Origin of the sequence: Thermococcus aciditolerans (genome assembly GCF_008152015.1) — an archaeon.
Lineage (GTDB): Archaea > Methanobacteriota_B > Thermococci > Thermococcales > Thermococcaceae > Thermococcus > Thermococcus celericrescens.
The window spans coordinates 57,045-73,129 of record NZ_CP041932.1; the positions used below are offsets into that span (position 1 = coordinate 57,045).

A 16,085-nucleotide genomic window follows, 5' to 3' on the forward strand; every position below is an offset into this window, starting at 1 on the left:
AAAAATTGGATATTCAAAGCTCCCCCTTCTTCCTCAGCATCGCGAGGTAGCACGTGAAGGCCCCCGCAGAGATGGTGTCGCCCAGGCCGACCGTTGAGACCGGGTTCTTGACGAGCCTCGTCGGGATTATGACGACCTTGTACTCCCTGGTTCTCAAGCGCCTCTTCGCCTCCTCGAAGCGCAGTTTGACGTACTCTCCGCGCTCGTTGTACGGTACGCTGGTGCCCACCTTGAAGTCCTCGGGCGAGCGGATTTCCCCAAGGGAGGCGCGAGCAGCGGCCAGGGTTGTTGCGAGCTCAAGACTGCTCCTCAGCTCGTCCTCGCTCAGCGGGTTGTCCGCGTGGGTGATGTACATGATGTAGTAAATCGTGTGTATCTGGAGCACCTCGAGGTTCATCTCATCTATGAGGATTTTTCCGCCGAGAACCGTGTCCTCAATGCGGTTGTAGGTAAAAATCCTGTCGGAGAGCTTGGAGTAGCCGAGGGTGTTGAGGACGTGGGCTATCTCGGCCTCGTCCATGCCGACGCTGTCAACGAGGGGGAAGAGGTTGTAGATAACCTTCTTCCTGAGCTCGCGGTTCTGTATCGAGGCGAACTCGAGGTGAACCTTAACGTCCTTCTCCCGCTTGAGCAGGAGTATGTCCTTTTTGGCCTCTCTGAGGTAGTGGTTCGCGTCCTTGCCGTCTGAATAGCGGAGCTTTATCCCCTGGTAGCCAGAGAGGATTGCCCCGTCAGCCTGAAGGCCTATCTCTGGCAAGAACCGCTTCAGCTCGGGCTCGGTGTAAATCCTTATGCTCTCGAAGCGGGCGGAGACTATGAACCTGCCAGAGAAGGGAACCCGTATCGTCTCATTCCCGAGCCTGAAGGTTGTTCCGGCGCGGAATTCAAAAATGCGGTTCACCTTTATCGGGTCGCCCTCCCTGTATGCCTCGCGGGGGTGCTTGAAGGTCAGCCCCCCGTTCTCCACCACAGGATAAAGCAAGTTCGGCTTGTCCACGAACATCTCGGCCTGCTTTCTCGCAAGGTGTGGGGTGTAGACTACAACCCTGCTGAAGTCGAGATTGGCCAGGAGATTGGCTATGATTCCGGCCTGACCGCCCATCCTCTCAACGTCGTATTTGAAGTGGGAGTCGAACCACGTGTGGAGCTCCTCGTTGACAAGGGGCACTGCCATCGGCTTGCCTGTCTTGAGGGCGTGTACCAGCCTGGCAACGAAGTCCAAGGGCTCGTTTATCTCTCTGGGATAATCGTCCATCCTTTTCCTGACCGCCTCGGCCCCAAACTCGTCTATGAGCCTCTGCACTATCTCCCCTTTCAGAAAGGTTATCGCATCGACGTTCGTGTTGTAGGCCGTGTATACCGAAAGCTTCCTTGCCTCGTCCAGGAGCCCCATATGTATCACCCTCAGTGACTAACACCTAAGAAATGTGGGGGAGTTCTTAAAAGGATTTCGGAATGAAGGGGTGGAAAGAAGAGGGTCAGAAATCGAGGAATAGCTTCCCTAACCCGGGGATCCGCTCCATAACGTCCATCTGGCGGAGGGCCAGCCACAGCGATGCCTGGTTGCTCGTAACGACCGGGACGCCGAGGTCCTCCTCGAGAACTTCGATTATCTCGAAGGTTCTGAGGTTGGTGCAGCTGATGAAAATCGCATCGGCCTCGTCCATGAAGCTCGCCTTGGCGAGACGGTAGGCCTCGTGGGGTTCGAGCTTTCCAATCTGGGTGTTGTCCTCTATTCCCAGCCCCCTGATGTCAAGGACCTCGAACTCATTGGCCTCGAGGAACTCCCTCTCCCGCGCGTTTATCTCGTCCGTGTATGGGGTTATCACGAGTACCGCCTGGGCATCGAGTATCCTGAGGGCCTCGACAACGGCCGTACTCGTGCTGACCACGGGGACGTTTACCTCCTCCTCGACGTTCGCCTCGATCTCCTTTTCGTAGTCCTTCCCCCCGATGAAGGAGCCGCTCGTGCAGCCGTAGAGAATAAGCTCAACGCCCGCGTCACGCAGAAGCCTGGCGCTCTCAACGGCCATGGCATTCATCTTGACCAGTTCTTCCTCCGTGACGTTCTTCAGCGGAACCCTCGCCGTGTGAAGGGAGACACCCTCCGGGAGCGCGGAGTGAAGCTCCATCTCCATGGTAGTGTTCGATGATGGAACGATAAGACCAAGCCTGCCTCTCCATCCGTACATGCTTTCACCTCTTGGAGATTACTCCGGAGTTCTCTTAAACCTTTGGTTTCGGAAAGGCTGATTAAGGTCGGCGAGAAATCCCTGGGGGTGATAGCGTGGAGCTCGACGACGCGATATTGAACAGGACTTCCGTGAGGTATTTTGAGGAGAAGAACGTCCCTGAGGAGCACGTTAGAGCGCTTGTGGAGGCCGCGGTGAGGGCACCGACCGCGAGCGGTCTGGAGAACTGGAAGTTCGTGATTTTCAGGAGTGAAAACGCGAGGGAGAGGCTCTACAACCTCATAGCGGAGGGCATGATCAGATACTACCGCGCCGTGAACCTGCCCGATGAGAAGATAGAGAAGCTCAAGAAACGCATGTACGAAAGCGGGATGTACCGTGCACCGGTTTACGTGGCGGTCTTCATTGACAGGCGCGTCCGCTTCCTCAAGAGGCGCGAGTTCGACGAGCCTGAGTTCATCTGGAGTGTGGAAAGCGCGGCGATGGCCATCCAGAACCTCATGCTCAAGGCCGTTGAGCTCGGCCTCGGAACGGTCTACATAGGCGTTACGAATTTTCAGGGCATAGAGGAGGAAGTCAGGGAGCTTGCGGGCCTCGACGGGAACCACTATCTCGTTGGGGTCATCCCGGTCGGCTATCCGCGGGAGGAGACACGGCCTAGAAGACGGAGAAAAAGCATCGACGAGGTGCTCAGGTTCGTCTGAGTTACCTTTTTATTCCCCCCACCTTACCAACCTCCGGTGGGACGATGATAGAGTTCGTGATACTGCTCGGGGTCATAGGCGGCTGGATAATAGTGGCCTCGACGCTTTTCCTGATGCTCGCGCTGGGCCAGACGTGGGGCCTGATCGGCGTCGCCCTGCTCATCGGGTTCATCCTGGTCAACCACTCCCTCAAGAGGAAGTACATGAGCACGATAGTCGATGCGACGCCCAGGGCCAAGGCCATAGCGGCGCACATCTTTGAGATGAACGAGCTCATCCTGCTGTCCTCATATCTAGTTTCCTTGCTCCTCTACGAGGGCATACAGAAGTACGTGGAGATAATCATCAAGTTCCCGGGTACGGTGGGGTGATTCTATGTTCAACGTGGTGATCGTCAGATACGGTGAGATAGGAACCAAATCCCGGCAGACCAGGAGATGGTTCGAGAGCATACTCATGAACAACATCCGCGAGGCACTGGTGAGCGAGGGGATTGAGTTCAAAAAGGTCGAGGCAAAGCATGGAAGGATTCTCGTGAAGACGAATAAAGCGAGGGAGGCCGTTGACGTTCTTGGGCGAGTCTTTGGCATAGTGTCGCTCTCCCCTGCGATGGAAATTGACGCCGAGCTGGATAAGATTAACCGGACGGCCCTGAAGCTCTTCAGAAGGAAGAAGAGGGAGCTCGGCCTTGAAAGGCCCCGCTTCAGGGTCACCGCCAGGAGGATAACGAAGGAGTTTCCGCTCAAGAGCCCCGAGGTTCAGGCTAAGGTCGGTGAGTACATCCTTGAGAAAGAGGAGAGCGAGGTTGACCTCCACAACTACGACATCGAGGTCGGCGTCGAGCTGATGGAGGGTAAAGCCTACGTCTTCGTTGATAAAATCTACTCCTGGGGCGGCCTGCCGATTGGCACCCAGGGCAAGGTGGTGGCACTGCTCAGCGGCGGTATAGATTCGCCGGTTGCCGCTTTCCTCATGATGAAGCGCGGCGTTGAGGTTATTCCCGTCCACATCTACATGGGTGAGAAAACCCTTGAGAAGGTCAGGAGGATATGGAACCAGCTTAGGCGGTACGGCTACGGCGGAAAGGGTGAGTTGATAGTCGTCAAGCCCAAAGAGCGCGAGAGAATCCTTGAGAAGCTGCGCGAGATGAAGAAGGAGAAGTACACCTGCGTCTTCTGCAAGTACATGATGGTGAGGCACGCGGATAGAATAGCGAGGGAGTTCGGGGCGAAGGGCATCGTCATGGGTGATTCCCTTGGACAGGTCGCTTCGCAGACCCTTGAGAACATGTACATAGTCAGCCAGGCGACGGACCTGCCGATATACCGTCCGCTCGTGGGGCTCGACAAGGAGGAAATCGTCAGGATAGCAAAGGAGATAGGAACCTTCGAGCTCTCAACCCTGCCGGAGGACGAGATTCCATTCATACCAAAGCATCCGGTTATAAGGGGCTCTTGGGAGGAGTTCAGGAAACTCTACAGGGCGGTCTTTGGAGAGGAACCCCGGAAAAGGCAGTGCTGAGGTGGTTCTATGGACTTTGCCAAGCTGTCCGCGTACATCAGCCTCTTCCTCCCCATTATCTTTATCGTGGGACTGCTCATCGTTGTGAGCCAGAACCCATGGTTCTCCTTCAAGGGAAACGCCCTGAGCGACATGGGCTCAATACGGAATCCAGTGAACTACTACTTCAACGGCTTTCTGATGGTCTTCGCGGTCATCGGCTTCATTGCCTCCATCGGGGCCCTCAGGCGTGGTCTCGCCTACCTGATGCCCCTCGCGATGGTTCTCCTGTTCCTCGTTGGAGTTTTTCCCGAGGAGTACGCGCCGCACGCCCCGGCGGCGGTCTTCTTCTACGTTCTGGCCCTGGCGGATATAGCGATCATCGGCCTGAAGCTCGGGAGAAACGGACTTTCGGCCGGCTACGCCTGGAGCGTTCTGGCGGTTCTCACCTTCGTCCTGATGCTCTACCTCGTGAAGGCTGGGGTCTTTAAGGGGCTCGCGATTCCAGAGCTGGTTGGCGCCGCCACGATACTTGCGTGGTTCACCTACATCGGCCTGCTCCGGCTCAAGGGTTTCAAACTCTGAGTTGAGGAAAGCTTCATATATTCTTCCCCGCTTTCCTCAATCATGAAGGCAGTGGCGCTCTTAAGTTCAGGCATTGACTCGCCGGTGGCGATCTACCTCATGCTTAGAAAGGGCTTTGAAGTGACCCCCGTTCACTTCAGACAGAGCGGTACGAAGGAGTCCAAGGTTTTTGAGCTCTGCGAGGTTCTCGGAAAGTACGGAAAGCTGAATGAGCCGGTCATAGTAGATGCCTACGAGGAACAGGCACCGGTTTTTTCGAAGCTGGTGGAGATTGGAAAGGGAAAGTGGACGTGCCTCTTCTGCAAGTGGACGATGCTGAGGAAAGCCTGCAGGATAGGGCACCTGGTAGGGGCGAAAGCGATAATCACCGGGGACAGCCTCGGCCAGGTCGCCTCGCAGACCCTCGACAACCTGCTCATCATAAGCACCGCGAGCGACCTTCCGATTCTGCGGCCGCTCATAGGCCTGGACAAGGAGGAGATAGTTAGAATCGCCAAGGAGATAGGGACGTTTGCGATAAGCATCGAGCAGGAGGAGCCGTGCCCCTTCGTGCCGAGGTATCCTGTTGTCAGGGGCTCGCTCGGTGAGTTCGAGAGGATAAAGGGAAGGCTCGTGAGGGAAGGGGTGCTCTGATTACCCAATTTTGTCCACAACTGTTCGTTTTAGGAAAGTTTTTAAAGCCCTTCTCTCACCCGTTTTCGGTGATGGCAAATGAACGTGTTTAACAGCACCCTCGAACTGTTCGAGAAGTACAAGCCGACCCCCCTGGTCAAACTCTCAGCCGAGAGGGGGGATGTATTTTGCCAAGCTAGAGTTCTTTAACCCGTTCAGCAGGAGCATAAAGGACAGGGCTGTTTTTAACATGCTTATGAAGGCCCTGGAGCGTGGGGACATCAACGGCACGGCCCTTTTTGAGGCCACTTCCGGCAACGTTGGGATTTCTCTGGCCGCTTTAAGCAACGTTTTTGGCATCGAGTTCAGAGCCTACCTGCCGAAGCCAACACCCAGGGCGACGCAGATTCTCCTGAGGGTTCTCGGTGCAGAGGTCGTTATGACGGACTTCGAGACGATAGACCCGACGATGGTGCGCTTTGTGCAGGAAGAAGCCAGAAAAGCCGGTGCGATGAACCTCAACCAGTTCGAGAACGACGACAACTTCGACGCCCACTACCGCTTCACCGCCAGAGAGATCGAGGAACAGCTGAGGAGCATAGGGAAAACGCCCGACGTCATAATAGCCGGCATCGGAACTTCCGGACACATAGCCGGCATAGCGAGCTACTTCAAGGAGCGCTACGACACGCAGGTTATCGGCGTCGTTCCGGCGAAGGGTGAGAAGATACCCGGCATCAAGAGGCTTGAGACAAGGCCCAAGTGGTACTTCCAGGTTGAGATAGACAGAGTCGTGGAGATAGCGAGAAAAGAGGCCATCGAAGGAGCCATCCGCGTTGCCAGAAGTGACGGCCTTCTCATAGGCCTCAGCTCCGGTGCCGTTGTTAAGGGCTATGAGAAAGTTGCCGGAGAGCTAGGCGAGGGGACGTACGTTCTCATATTCCCCGACGATGGGTTTAAATACGTCGAGGTATTTGAGAGCTATCTGGGGATGACATGAAGCGACTTGCCCTTGCCACTCTCCTTCTTTCAATCAATGGAGTACTGCTGCTGTATTACGCCTATTCATGGGGGTCCCTGGTTTACCTGGCCTTTGCCCTCCTGAGCTTGGTCCTTGCATACGGTGTGGGAGCGGAGAACAGAACCGCGGTAAAGGTGGCGCTCATCTACTCGGCCATCGAGTTTTTCTTCGCCCTGCTGTTCCTTATCGCCGGCAACCTCTTTTCAGCGATCGATGCCGCGATAAGCTTCTTCATACTCCACGACATCCTAGGCTACATCAAAGAGGTGACCCTGGAAGAGGATGGGGAGGAGCCTGAAGCCGGCGCGGGGGAATGAGTGAGTTGTCTCTCGTCAACGACTGGGGATGCGGGGAGTGAGAACCAACTCCAAGGCCCTCTATCTCATCCTTATCGCGGGATTCTTCGCGATCCTAGGTTCCACCATGGGCAAGTCCCCGACCCTTCCCCTCTACGCCCAGAGCATCGGGCTCGGAAAGGGAGAAATCGGCCTCGTGGCTGCCGCCTCTACGGTGACAGGCATCTTCATAAACTTCGCGTCGGGCCTTCTCAGCGACGTTTACGGACGGAAGAGGCTCCTCAAGATGAGCGGCTTCGTTTTTCTCAGCGCCCCGTTGCTGTACTTCCTCGCGGGCGACGCTTTGACCCTCGCCCTCGTCAGGGTTTACTACGGCGTTGCGACGGCCATTTTCGTCCCGGTGTCCTTCGCCCTGGTCAGCGACCTCTATCCGGAGGGGAAGGGCACCTTCATGGGTTTCCTGAGCTCGTCAACCCTCGTAGGCCGCGCCCTTGCCCCCGTCCTCGCGGGAAGCATCATATACTTCCTTGGCTTTTCCTTGGTCTTCGTCCTCTGCTCACTGACGGGGCTGGTGGTTTTTGCCCTCACCTTCAGGTTCCCCGAGACAGGGGGCGAGCTCAAGAGGTTTGAGTTCACGTTCAGTGGGGAGCTCCTCCTAATCGGCCTCCTGGACGCGGCCGTGTACATGGCTTATCAAGGCATAGAAACCTTCCTGCCTCTCTTCTACTACCTCCAGGACAAGGCCTGGCTCTCCGGGCTGATACTGACGGTGGAAATCGCCATAATGGCGGTCGTTAAACCCTACGCGGGCTATCTCAGCGATAGGATTGGCAGGACGAAGCCGATAGTGGCGGGCATGACCATGGTGGGCCTGGCGATGTTCATGCTTGCCCTCTCGGATTCCCTTCCTCTGGTGGTTCTGGGTGCGGTGGTCTTCTCGGTGGGCGCCTCGATAAGTGAGGCCTCAACGAGGCCCCTGGCCACGGAAGTCTCGAAGCTCCGTGGAACGGCATTAGGCTTTTTAGAGAGCGTAAAGGACATCGGCCAGGCGCTGGGGCCGGTTTTGATAGGATTCCTCGGGTTTAGAACCGGATTTCTCTTCGTGGGAGTGTTTGGATTGGGGGCATTGGCGGTTTTTCTCCTGCGGGCCAACAGAGGTTTCTCGCGGGGAATCAACCGTTGAAAATGGTAGGAGAAAAAGGGAAATCAGCCCTTCAGGATTATCCTGGCGTCAACGACGACGGCACCCTTGCCCTTCTCGTAGACGAAGACGGGGTTGAGGTCCATCTCCTTGATGTAGTCGTCGAGGTCGTTGACGAGCTCGCTGACCTTGAGGAGGAGGTTGACTATTGCGTCTATGTCCGCCGGCTCCTCGCCGCGGGCCCCTGCGAGAATCGGGTAGCTCTTTATGTCCCTTATCATCTTCCTGGCGTCGCGCTCGGTTATGGGCACTATGCGGAAGGTGACGTCCTTGAGAACCTCGACGAAGATTCCACCGAGACCGAACATGAGGGCGTGGCCGAACTGCGGGTCTTCGGTGACGCCTATGATGATCTCCCTCCCGACCTTGAGCATCGGGGCCACGAGAACACCCAGAATTTCAGCGTCCGGGCGGTATTTGCGCGCGTTCTCGTGGATGAGCTCCCACTTCTCCTTCAGCTCCTCTGGAGTCTTGATGTTGAGAAGGACGACCTTAGCGTCGCTCTTGTGGAGAATCTGCGGGGACATCAGCTTCATGGCAACGGGATAGCCGATTTCCTCGGCGTACTTGAGTGCCTCGTCCAGGGTCTTGGCGAGCTTTTCCTCTGGAACCGGGAGGCCGTAGGCTTTGAGAACCTGCTTTGCCTCGTACTCAACGAGCGAAGTCCTTCCGGACTTCAAAACCTCTTCAATAACTTTAAGGGCTTCCTCCTTCATGATACCACCACCGGAAGATTGGGGGGGTCAGGCCCCCCTCCTGAGGTATTCAGCGTACTTAACAAGGCCCGCCAGGGCGCGGACACCCCTCTCGGGGGTCGGGTAAACGGGAACTCCCTTGTCCTCGAGGATTCTGGCGTAGTGGTCGGTCTTCTTACCGCCCATCGCCACCGCAACGATCGGCTTGTCGCTCTTCTTCTGGTACTCGGCTAGGATGTCGATTATCTTCTCCTCCTCGAGGAGCGGGACCTGGAAGAGGACTATGACGAGGATAGCGTCAACGTTGGGGTCGTTCACGAAGCCCTCGATGGCGATTCTGTACCTCTCGGCGTCGGTGTCACCGACGACGTCAGTCGGGTTTCCTGCCACCGCGTGCGGCGGGAAGTTCTCCTTCAGGTACTTGAGGGTCTCCTCGCTGAGGTCGGCCATCTTGAGGCCGAACTTGGCAACGGCATCGCTGGCCATGACTCCCGCTCCACCACCGTCGGTGATTATTCCTATCCTGGCCCCCTTCGGGAGCTTGTCCTTGAGCGCAGCGAAGGCCTTCGCGAGGTCGAACATGTGCTCGAAGTCCTCGGCGCGGATGACGCCGGTCTGCTTGAAGACTGCATCGTAAATCGTGTCGGCACCGGCGAGTGAACCGGTGTGAGAAGAGGCGGCCTTGGCACCGTACTCGGTCCTTCCGCTCTTGAGGGCTATAACCGGCTTGACCTGGGTTATCCTCTTGGCAGCCTCTATGAACTTCCTACCCTCCTTGACGCCCTCGATGTAGAAGGTGACGACGTTTATACCCTCATCGTGGATGAAGTAGTCCATAAGGTCGGCGTCGTCAACGTCGAGCTTGTTGCCGTAGCTAACCATCTTGCCGATTCCTATCCCAGCCATCGCGGCCCAGTCGAGCATCGCAGCCGCGAAGGCACCGCTCTGGCTGACGAAGGCTATCGGGCCGCTCTTCGGCCTGTCCATCTTGCTCTCCGGCAGGAAAACGGTGTCAACGCCGGTGTCCGGAACGTAGACGCCGACACAGTTCGGGCCGATGATCCTTATTCCGTTCTCCCTGGCTATCTCAAGAATCTCGCGCTCCAGCTTCTTTCCTTCCTCACCGAGCTCACCGAAGCCGCCGGTGATGATGATGGCGGACTTTATTCCCTTCTTCGCTACCTGCCTCATGGTGTCCGGGACGAACGGGGCGGGAATCGAGATGACTGCCAGGTCAGTGTCCTCCGGAAGCTCTTCGACGCTCTTGTAGACTTTGTAGCCCTCTATCTCGTCGAGCTTGGGGTTCACCGGGTATATGTTGCCCTTGAAGACCCCGCGCTCCTTGTTCATCTTGAAGTTCTCAAAGATGACGTTTCCAACTTTACCCTTCTTGTTGGTTGCACCGATGATAGCGACCGCCTTCGGGTCGAAGAAGGGCCTCATTTCCTCAACTATCTTTTCCACCATTGGTATCCCTCCGCCAGAAACTGCTTCTCGCAAGAACTTCAGTTTAAATGTATAAAAGAGTTGCGTTTTGTAAAAATAGGACGCCAATGAACTGAAACGTCCATCAATGCAGATTTCTCAAAAATTCGAGGCTTCTCCTGGCAGATTCGATGTCGCCGACTTCAAGGGCCCACGTCACCCTCGGGAGCTTTGGAAGCACTCTGACCCACGGGACGATGCCATCGCCCAGGGCCAGGTGCTCGTCCCTCTCGCCGCGGTTGTCGTGGAGGTGAACGTGAACTATTCTGTTCCCCAGGACATTCAGAAAGCGCTCGAACTTTCCAGTTGTAGTGTTTAGGTGTCCAACGTCGAAGGTCACCCCTATCTCGACGTCACCGAGTATCTCCCACAGCCTCTCGCACGTCTGGGCATCGAGGATTACGAAGCGCGGCATGTTCTCGACGCCGACCCTGACTCCGTACTCGAATCCCCATTCGGCGATTTTCCTCAGGGATTCCCGGTGTATCTCTAGGTACTTCCTCCGGTTCTTCACGCTGACCGGAGAGCAGTGGCCTGGGTGTATCGTGACGGAGAGGGCGTCGAGCTCGGCCGCCAGTTCGAGGGCCTCGCGGATTACCTCCAGCGATGTTCTCCTCAGCCTGTCGTTGAAAGAGCCTATGTTGACGTCGCTGAACGGCGCATGAACGGTTCTCTTCATGCTCCAGCCGTCAAGAACCTCGGCAAAGAGGCGGTAGTTGTCCCTCGTCAGGTAGTGGGGCCATTCGCTCAGAATCTCAACGAAATCAAAGCCCAGCTTTTTCGCCCTGCCCACCCATCTCTCAAATTCAAGAAGGTCCCTTCCGGGATAGGCCGTCATGGAGAGACCTATCATTCAACCACCCACCATCAACTTAGCCATGAGCACGACGTAGATCGTGCCGAATATATCGCTGTTGTTCGAGATGAGCGGTATTGCCACGTGGTCGGGGTCTATGTTCTTCTGAAAGAGGAAGTACGAGACCGTGTACGAGTAGAGCATGATGAACAGGGCCATGAAGGGGTACGTGAGAACTATGATCCAGGCGGAGCTCGGAACCGCCATCCCGGTCGTCAGCTTCACCAGAGCGATGCCTATGAGGAGCTTCGTCGTTCCGATGACCGGCGCCGTCGTGAAGAGCGCCAGGATGTCTGTGAGGGGCTTCCAGCAGATGAAGCTCTCTATCTCACCGAGGTGGAGCTTTGTCGAGGTTTTCGCGGCTATTATGGAGCCGTAGTTACCAAATGAACTAAGTATCGCTGGGTATATGAAGCTCAGTATAACCGACGCCTGGATTATCTCGCTGAACCTGGCGAGTATTGAACCCGATACCGTCGAGAGGAGCGCCAGTCCGGTTATCGTTATAAAGACCTGCTTGAGCTCGATGAACTCCGCTTTTCTGATCCGGCTTACCGCGGCCACGACGGCGAATAGAACCAGCACCGCGTAGTTGAAGAGCCTGAATCCCTCCGGTGAGCGTTCTATGAGGAGGATGAACAGCACCAGCGAGGGAACCGTCAGGAAATCGCCCATTGAAGCGACCAGCGGGGCCGCAACGCTGTCCGGGTCGGTGCCGCGCCTGAAGGAGAATATCGTGACGAATGAGGTGAAGTAGCCAAGGATAAAGGACACGAGTATCGTCGAGGTAACGACTATGAGGAGAACGTCGAAGGCGTTCTTCTTTACCCCCGTGGCAACGCCTATAACCCACAGCAGGACTATCGGGATGAGCGAGATGAGCATTCTCAGGACTATCTCCTTGAGAACCTTCTTATCCCTCATGGAGGGTTCAAGGTCACCGAGGTAAAGCATCGTGGAGAAGCGCGATGCCATCGAGCCGAAAACGTTCCCGCGGAGGCCCATTATGCCCGGCAGAACCACCAGGAGGCCCGGGAACTGGATCCTTATGGTCTCGAAGTACTTACCCAGAAACGTGCCGCCGAATAGGCCGAATATCTGGGAGGTGAACAGGGACGGCAGCGTAACCCTGTAGGCTTCCTTGATCTTTCCCTTCAGCTCCTCCCTGACCTCTCCGCCGATCACTGCCATCACTCTCCATCGCTCTCACCCCGTAAACGTTGACCTTCGCGGGTATTAAACTTTTCGAAGCGAGGCTGTTTCGAGAGAAAAAGATATAAGATTTCCCCCCTTTCCCCCATCGGTGAGAGCCGGGTGGAAGAGTGGGACGAAATCGAGGTTCCTAAAAACGTCAAGGACATATTCGTCGAGATGAAGAACACCGCCGAGCTGATGGTTGACCTGGCCTACTCCTCCATACTCTTCAACGAGGAGGAGATGGCCGAGGAGGTGCTCGAACTCGAGGAGTACCTCGATCTGCTCAACTACCACCTCATGGTCCATGCGGTTCTTGCCGCACGGAGGCCGAAGGAGGCGGAGCAGATAACGTCCATCCTCCACATGGCGCACGCCATAGACGACATGTCCAACGCGGCGGCGGACCTCGCGAAAATGGTCATCGACGGCGTCGAGCTCCACCCCGTCATAACCGAGGCTATTCTCGGCAGCGAGGAGATAATCGGCAAGATTTTTGTCTCGGCCGAGTCTATACTCGTCGGAAAAACGCTGGAGGAGCTGGACCTCGCGGCCAACACCGGCGTCTGGATAGTGGCGGTGAGGAGGGGCAAACGCTGGATTTTCGACCCCGACGGGGACTTCAAGATATTCCCCGGCGACATTCTCATCGGGCGCGGGACGAACACCTCGGTGGACTACCTCAAGGAGATAGCCCGGGGCAACATCAAGGTGATGTCCAATGAGTGAGCTTGAGGAGATCAGAAACTGCCTCATCGAGATGAAGGACCTCTCGTCCCTGATGGTTGACCTGGCGTTCTCCTCCGTCATGTACAAGAGCGAAGACATCGCGGAGGAGGTTTACCTGCTTGAAGAGCGCATGGACGAGCTCACCCTGAAGGTCAAGAAACTTGCCCTGAGGCTCGCCAAGAGTGAGGAGGACCCGGTGAAGCTTCTCAGCGTCATAGACATGGCGGAGATAAACGAGCAGATAAGCGACGCGGCCTACAAGATATCCGACCTAATCCTGCGCGATGTGGAGCCCCACCCGATAATTCTGAGGATAATGGAGGACACGGAGGAGGAGCTCGGAAGGGTGGTTATCCACGAGGGCTCCGTTCTCCATGGCAAGACCCTCGCCCAGCTCAAGCTTCCGAGCAAGATAGGCACGAGGATACTCGCCATAAAGCGCGGGAGCCGGTACATCTACAACCCCGGAAGGAACGACGTTATTAAGGAGGGCGACGTTCTCATCGCCGTCGGCTCCGACCTCGACAAGCTGAGGAAGCTCGCCGGCGAGGAAGTGGAAGAGGAGGAGTAGTGGTTGTGCCCCCGGGGAGCGAAGGGAGGTCACGGCTCGCCAAGACGCTCCCTCCCCGCGGTTTCCGGGGGCGTTGTCTTGTAATTCCAACGGGAACTTAAATTTTATCCTCCCCTACGTAGGGTGCGGTTATCACCTTCCTTATCTCCCTCGCCTTCTTCGGACCTATTCCCTCGACCTCCTTCAGCTCCTCCTCCGTTGCAGTGAAAACGCGTTCAACGTTGCCAAAGTGCGTGAGGAGGCGCTTGGCGAGTGTTGCCGAGACGTTGGGCAGGCCCTCGACTATCAGGCGCTGCCTCTCCGCAAGGGTTAGGGCCTTCTTCTCGCTCCTGAGGCGGACCTCCTTCTTCCTCTCCTCCTGCTCGCGCTTTGCCATCAGGTATATGAACTGTGCCGTCTCCTCGATTCCTGAGGAGAAAAGAATGGGCACCCCCCAGTCGAGGGTCACCGCCGCTATCGCCCCGCGAATCGCGTTGGGGTGTACGTTCCTTACCCCGTAGAGGCCTCCCTCAATGATTATGACCGGCTTTTCGTAGGCCCTCTTGAGCCTCTCAACTTGGTCGAAGAGTCTGCCGTCGATGATTGACTGGATGAAGTCGTTGGCGCTCTTGCGCTCTATGCCGACGTCCTCACTCACCACGTAGTCGGCAACGTCGAGCGTCCTGACCTCAACCTCGGCGCCAAGCTCGCGGAGGTGCTTCGGCACCCCGCTCCTCAGCTCGCGGCTGTCGGCGTAGATCACTATACCCTTCGGTTTCTTTACGAAAACGGGGTTCCTCGGAGGCTTTTCGGAAGCCCCGGATTTCTCCTCGGTTTTCTGGACCCCCTTCGGCTTCAGAAACGCATCAAGGGAAGTTATCTTCCCCCTGCTCATCCCGGCACGCTCCGGTGTTTTTTCAACGATTTCAGCAGGTTCCGACCGCCCCCTGGGGCGGGCCCTTTCAAGCTCCCTCGCTATGGCCCTTATGGCATCGAACATCCCCTTCTCCTTTCGCTTCGAGCTCCAGTAGTAGGCCTCGTCCCTCGTCCCCCGGGCCATCAGGATTACAACCTTCCCCGGTCTATGCCTGCCGGTCCTGCCGCGCCTCTGGATGCTCCGTATGGCCGAAGGCACCGGCTCGTAGAAAACGACCAGGTCCACCTCGGGAACGTCCAGTCCTTCCTCGCCAACGCTTGTAGCGACGAGGACGTTGAACTCAGCGCGGGAGAAGCGGTCGAGGACTTCCTTCTGCTTCTTCTGGCTCATCCCTTTGTCCTTCCCCCTGCTCGCCTGGCCGATGAACCTCTCGGCCGCGATCCCCATCGCCTCCAGTTCCTCCACTATTCTCCTCCCTGTGTCTCGGTAGTTGGTGAAGACGATTACCTTGGAGTCCGGCTTTCTTTCGAGCTGCCTTTTGACGAGCTCCTTCAGCCGCTCCATCTTCGGATGGTCTACCCCGCTCTCCTTTGCCTGAACGAGGAGGTAAACCACCTTTCTCATGCGCGGGTCTTCCATGAGCTGCTTGCTCGACTTCGCCCGCTTATCCTCCCGAAGCTTCCTGAGGTAGGTGCGCAGGGCGGTCAGCCCCTGAGTCTCGAGGAGCTCGATCGCGTGCTGGAGCTTGACGGCCTTGGCCTGGTGGAGTCTGAGGCGGCCGATCTCATAGTTGCCCCTCGCGACCTCCTGATTGATCTTTGACCCCGCCTGAAGCACTTCCCTCTTTGAGATGTCGGGGGAATAAGTCGAGACGAGCTTGAACTGGGCGAGGGGCTTGAGACTCTCCTTCAGCATCTCGCGGAGGAGTTTTCTAACCTCCTTGTATATCTCGGGCAGCTCGACCTTCACCCACTCAAAGGCAATGCTCTGGACGTAGGGTTTAACGTCGGGGGAAGCCTCGGTTCTCACCTCGACGTGTTCGATGCCGAGGTTTTCCACTATCTCGCGGATCTTATCGGCGTCGCTCCCTGGGGATGCGGTCAAGCCGAGAACCAGCGGGTGCCTGGCGGTTTTGAGGTACTCCCTGGCGATGAAAACGTACGAGTAACCGCCAACAGCCCTGTGGGCCTCGTCGATTACCAGAAGGGAAACGTCCTCCAGCGAAATCCTGCCCGTGAGGATGTCGTTCTCGACGGTCTGGGGGGTGGCGGTGATGATCACGCTCTCCTCCCACACCCGTCTGCGCTTTTCGGGGGAGAGTTCTCCGGTGAGGACGTTTATTCTTTCCTGGGGGAGATTGAAGAGGCGCCTAAAGCTCTCGGCGTGCTGGATGGCCAGGGGTTTGGTTGGCGCGAGCATGAGGACCTTACCGCCGTACCTGGAGAGCCGGTAATCGGCTATGAGCATCGCTATCAGCGTCTTTCCCAGCCCCGTCGGGAGAACGACGAGGCAGCTGGTCTCTTTACAGCGGGCGTAGATTACCTCCTGGTAAACGCGGGGCTCGATGAGGTCTCGGCGAAGGTACATA

The 16,085-nt window shown here is 56.8% G+C and carries 17 protein-coding genes; 10 read left to right on the top strand and 7 right to left on the bottom strand.

The annotated features are described in order from the left end of the window. Positions 1-13: 13 nt before the first annotated feature. Entirely contained in the window at positions 14-1,393 is a 1,380-nt protein-coding gene (gene pfkC, locus FPV09_RS00340) for an ADP-specific phosphofructokinase (RefSeq protein ID WP_210411138.1), read from the bottom strand. A gap of 85 nt (positions 1,394-1,478) precedes the next feature. Then, complete coding sequence (locus FPV09_RS00345; protein ID WP_148881944.1) at positions 1,479-2,192, bottom strand: maleate cis-trans isomerase family protein; 714 nt, start codon at positions 2,190-2,192, stop codon at positions 1,479-1,481. Between the two features lie 95 nt (positions 2,193-2,287). Here FPV09_RS00345 and FPV09_RS00350 point away from each other — a divergent pair, with 95 nt between their 5' ends. The 8 genes from FPV09_RS00350 to FPV09_RS00385 all read left to right on the top strand — a co-directional run bounded on the left by FPV09_RS00350 (position 2,288) and on the right by FPV09_RS00385 (position 8,093). Then, a complete protein-coding gene (locus FPV09_RS00350; protein WP_148881945.1) occupies positions 2,288-2,896 on the top strand; it encodes a nitroreductase family protein in 609 nt (202 codons plus the stop codon). Positions 2,897-2,940: 44 nt separating this feature from the next. After that, on the top strand, positions 2,941-3,267 hold the full coding sequence (locus FPV09_RS00355; RefSeq protein WP_014013658.1) for a hypothetical protein: 327 nt from the start codon (positions 2,941-2,943) through the stop codon (positions 3,265-3,267). Positions 3,268-3,271: 4 nt separating this feature from the next. Then, positions 3,272-4,417 (top strand): tRNA uracil 4-sulfurtransferase ThiI, encoded by a 1,146-nt coding sequence (gene thiI, locus FPV09_RS00360; protein WP_148881946.1) that lies wholly within the window; start codon positions 3,272-3,274, stop codon positions 4,415-4,417. Between the two features lie 9 nt (positions 4,418-4,426). Continuing rightward, complete coding sequence (locus tag FPV09_RS00365; protein ID WP_148881947.1) at positions 4,427-4,981, top strand: DUF998 domain-containing protein; 555 nt, start codon at positions 4,427-4,429, stop codon at positions 4,979-4,981. Positions 4,982-5,023: 42 nt separating this feature from the next. After that, positions 5,024-5,614 carry an adenine nucleotide alpha hydrolase family protein gene (locus FPV09_RS00370; RefSeq protein WP_148881948.1) on the top strand — a complete coding sequence of 197 codons (591 nt, stop codon included), beginning with the start codon at positions 5,024-5,026 and terminating at the stop codon, positions 5,612-5,614. Positions 5,615-5,774: 160 nt separating this feature from the next. Next, on the top strand, positions 5,775-6,593 hold the full coding sequence (locus FPV09_RS00375; protein WP_148881949.1) for a cysteine synthase family protein: 819 nt from the start codon (positions 5,775-5,777) through the stop codon (positions 6,591-6,593). Next, positions 6,590-6,931, top strand: coding sequence for a hypothetical protein (locus FPV09_RS00380; RefSeq protein WP_148881950.1), 342 nt, complete (start codon positions 6,590-6,592; stop codon positions 6,929-6,931). The genes FPV09_RS00375 and FPV09_RS00380 overlap by 4 nt, the downstream gene beginning before the upstream one ends. Before the next feature lie 37 nt (positions 6,932-6,968). Further along, positions 6,969-8,093 carry an MFS transporter gene (locus FPV09_RS00385; RefSeq protein WP_168194701.1) on the top strand — a complete coding sequence of 375 codons (1,125 nt, stop codon included), beginning with the start codon at positions 6,969-6,971 and terminating at the stop codon, positions 8,091-8,093. Positions 8,094-8,116: 23 nt separating this feature from the next. Here the strand turns inward: FPV09_RS00385 and FPV09_RS00390 are convergent, their stop codons facing one another. The 4 genes from FPV09_RS00390 to FPV09_RS00405 all read right to left on the bottom strand — a co-directional run bounded on the left by FPV09_RS00390 (position 8,117) and on the right by FPV09_RS00405 (position 12,338). Further along, the gene (locus FPV09_RS00390) at positions 8,117-8,827 is read right to left on the bottom strand and encodes an acetate--CoA ligase family protein (protein WP_058938905.1); all 711 of its coding nucleotides are present in this window, start codon (positions 8,825-8,827) and stop codon (positions 8,117-8,119) included. 27 nt (positions 8,828-8,854) lie between these two features. Next, positions 8,855-10,273 carry an acetate--CoA ligase family protein gene (locus tag FPV09_RS00395; RefSeq protein ID WP_148881952.1) on the bottom strand — a complete coding sequence of 473 codons (1,419 nt, stop codon included), beginning with the start codon at positions 10,271-10,273 and terminating at the stop codon, positions 8,855-8,857. A gap of 103 nt (positions 10,274-10,376) precedes the next feature. Next, a complete protein-coding gene (locus FPV09_RS00400; protein ID WP_148881953.1) occupies positions 10,377-11,144 on the bottom strand; it encodes a sugar phosphate isomerase/epimerase family protein in 768 nt (255 codons plus the stop codon). After that, the gene (locus tag FPV09_RS00405) at positions 11,145-12,338 is read right to left on the bottom strand and encodes a magnesium transporter (RefSeq protein ID WP_148883563.1); all 1,194 of its coding nucleotides are present in this window, start codon (positions 12,336-12,338) and stop codon (positions 11,145-11,147) included. It lies immediately after the preceding gene. A gap of 123 nt (positions 12,339-12,461) precedes the next feature. Between FPV09_RS00405 and FPV09_RS00410 the strand changes: the two genes are divergently transcribed. Beyond that, on the top strand, positions 12,462-13,070 hold the full coding sequence (locus FPV09_RS00410) for a potassium channel family protein (protein WP_058938909.1): 609 nt from the start codon (positions 12,462-12,464) through the stop codon (positions 13,068-13,070). Continuing rightward, a complete protein-coding gene (locus FPV09_RS00415; protein WP_148881954.1) occupies positions 13,063-13,641 on the top strand; it encodes a potassium channel family protein in 579 nt (192 codons plus the stop codon). The genes FPV09_RS00410 and FPV09_RS00415 overlap by 8 nt, the downstream gene beginning before the upstream one ends. A gap of 97 nt (positions 13,642-13,738) precedes the next feature. On the opposite strand, the gene FPV09_RS00420 is transcribed toward FPV09_RS00415, so the two are convergent. Further along, complete coding sequence (locus tag FPV09_RS00420; protein WP_148881955.1) at positions 13,739-16,084, bottom strand: DEAD/DEAH box helicase; 2,346 nt, start codon at positions 16,082-16,084, stop codon at positions 13,739-13,741. Position 16,085: the final 1 nt, after the last annotated feature.

Bases quoted from the DNA above. Each gene is read 5' to 3' on its own strand.
- FPV09_RS00400 (WP_148881953.1), bottom strand. From the start codon at position 11,144: ATGATAGGTCTCTCCATGACGGCCTATCCCGGAAGGGACCTTCTTGAA.
- FPV09_RS00390 (WP_058938905.1), bottom strand. From the start codon at position 8,827: ATGAAGGAGGAAGCCCTTAAAGTTATTGAAGAGGTTTTGAAGTCCGGA.
- FPV09_RS00365 (WP_148881947.1), top strand. From the start codon at position 4,427: ATGGACTTTGCCAAGCTGTCCGCGTACATCAGCCTCTTCCTCCCCATT.
- FPV09_RS00415 (WP_148881954.1), top strand. From the start codon at position 13,063: ATGAGTGAGCTTGAGGAGATCAGAAACTGCCTCATCGAGATGAAGGAC.
- pfkC (WP_210411138.1), bottom strand. From the start codon at position 1,393: ATGGGGCTCCTGGACGAGGCAAGGAAGCTTTCGGTATACACGGCCTAC.
- FPV09_RS00405 (WP_148883563.1), bottom strand. From the start codon at position 12,338: ATGGCAGTGATCGGCGGAGAGGTCAGGGAGGAGCTGAAGGGAAAGATC.
- FPV09_RS00355 (WP_014013658.1), top strand. From the start codon at position 2,941: ATGATAGAGTTCGTGATACTGCTCGGGGTCATAGGCGGCTGGATAATA.
- FPV09_RS00380 (WP_148881950.1), top strand. From the start codon at position 6,590: ATGAAGCGACTTGCCCTTGCCACTCTCCTTCTTTCAATCAATGGAGTA.
- FPV09_RS00395 (WP_148881952.1), bottom strand. From the start codon at position 10,273: ATGGTGGAAAAGATAGTTGAGGAAATGAGGCCCTTCTTCGACCCGAAG.
- FPV09_RS00375 (WP_148881949.1), top strand. From the start codon at position 5,775: ATGTATTTTGCCAAGCTAGAGTTCTTTAACCCGTTCAGCAGGAGCATA.
- thiI (WP_148881946.1), top strand. From the start codon at position 3,272: ATGTTCAACGTGGTGATCGTCAGATACGGTGAGATAGGAACCAAATCC.
- FPV09_RS00370 (WP_148881948.1), top strand. From the start codon at position 5,024: ATGAAGGCAGTGGCGCTCTTAAGTTCAGGCATTGACTCGCCGGTGGCG.
- FPV09_RS00420 (WP_148881955.1), bottom strand. From the start codon at position 16,084: ATGTACCTTCGCCGAGACCTCATCGAGCCCCGCGTTTACCAGGAGGTA.
- FPV09_RS00345 (WP_148881944.1), bottom strand. From the start codon at position 2,192: ATGTACGGATGGAGAGGCAGGCTTGGTCTTATCGTTCCATCATCGAAC.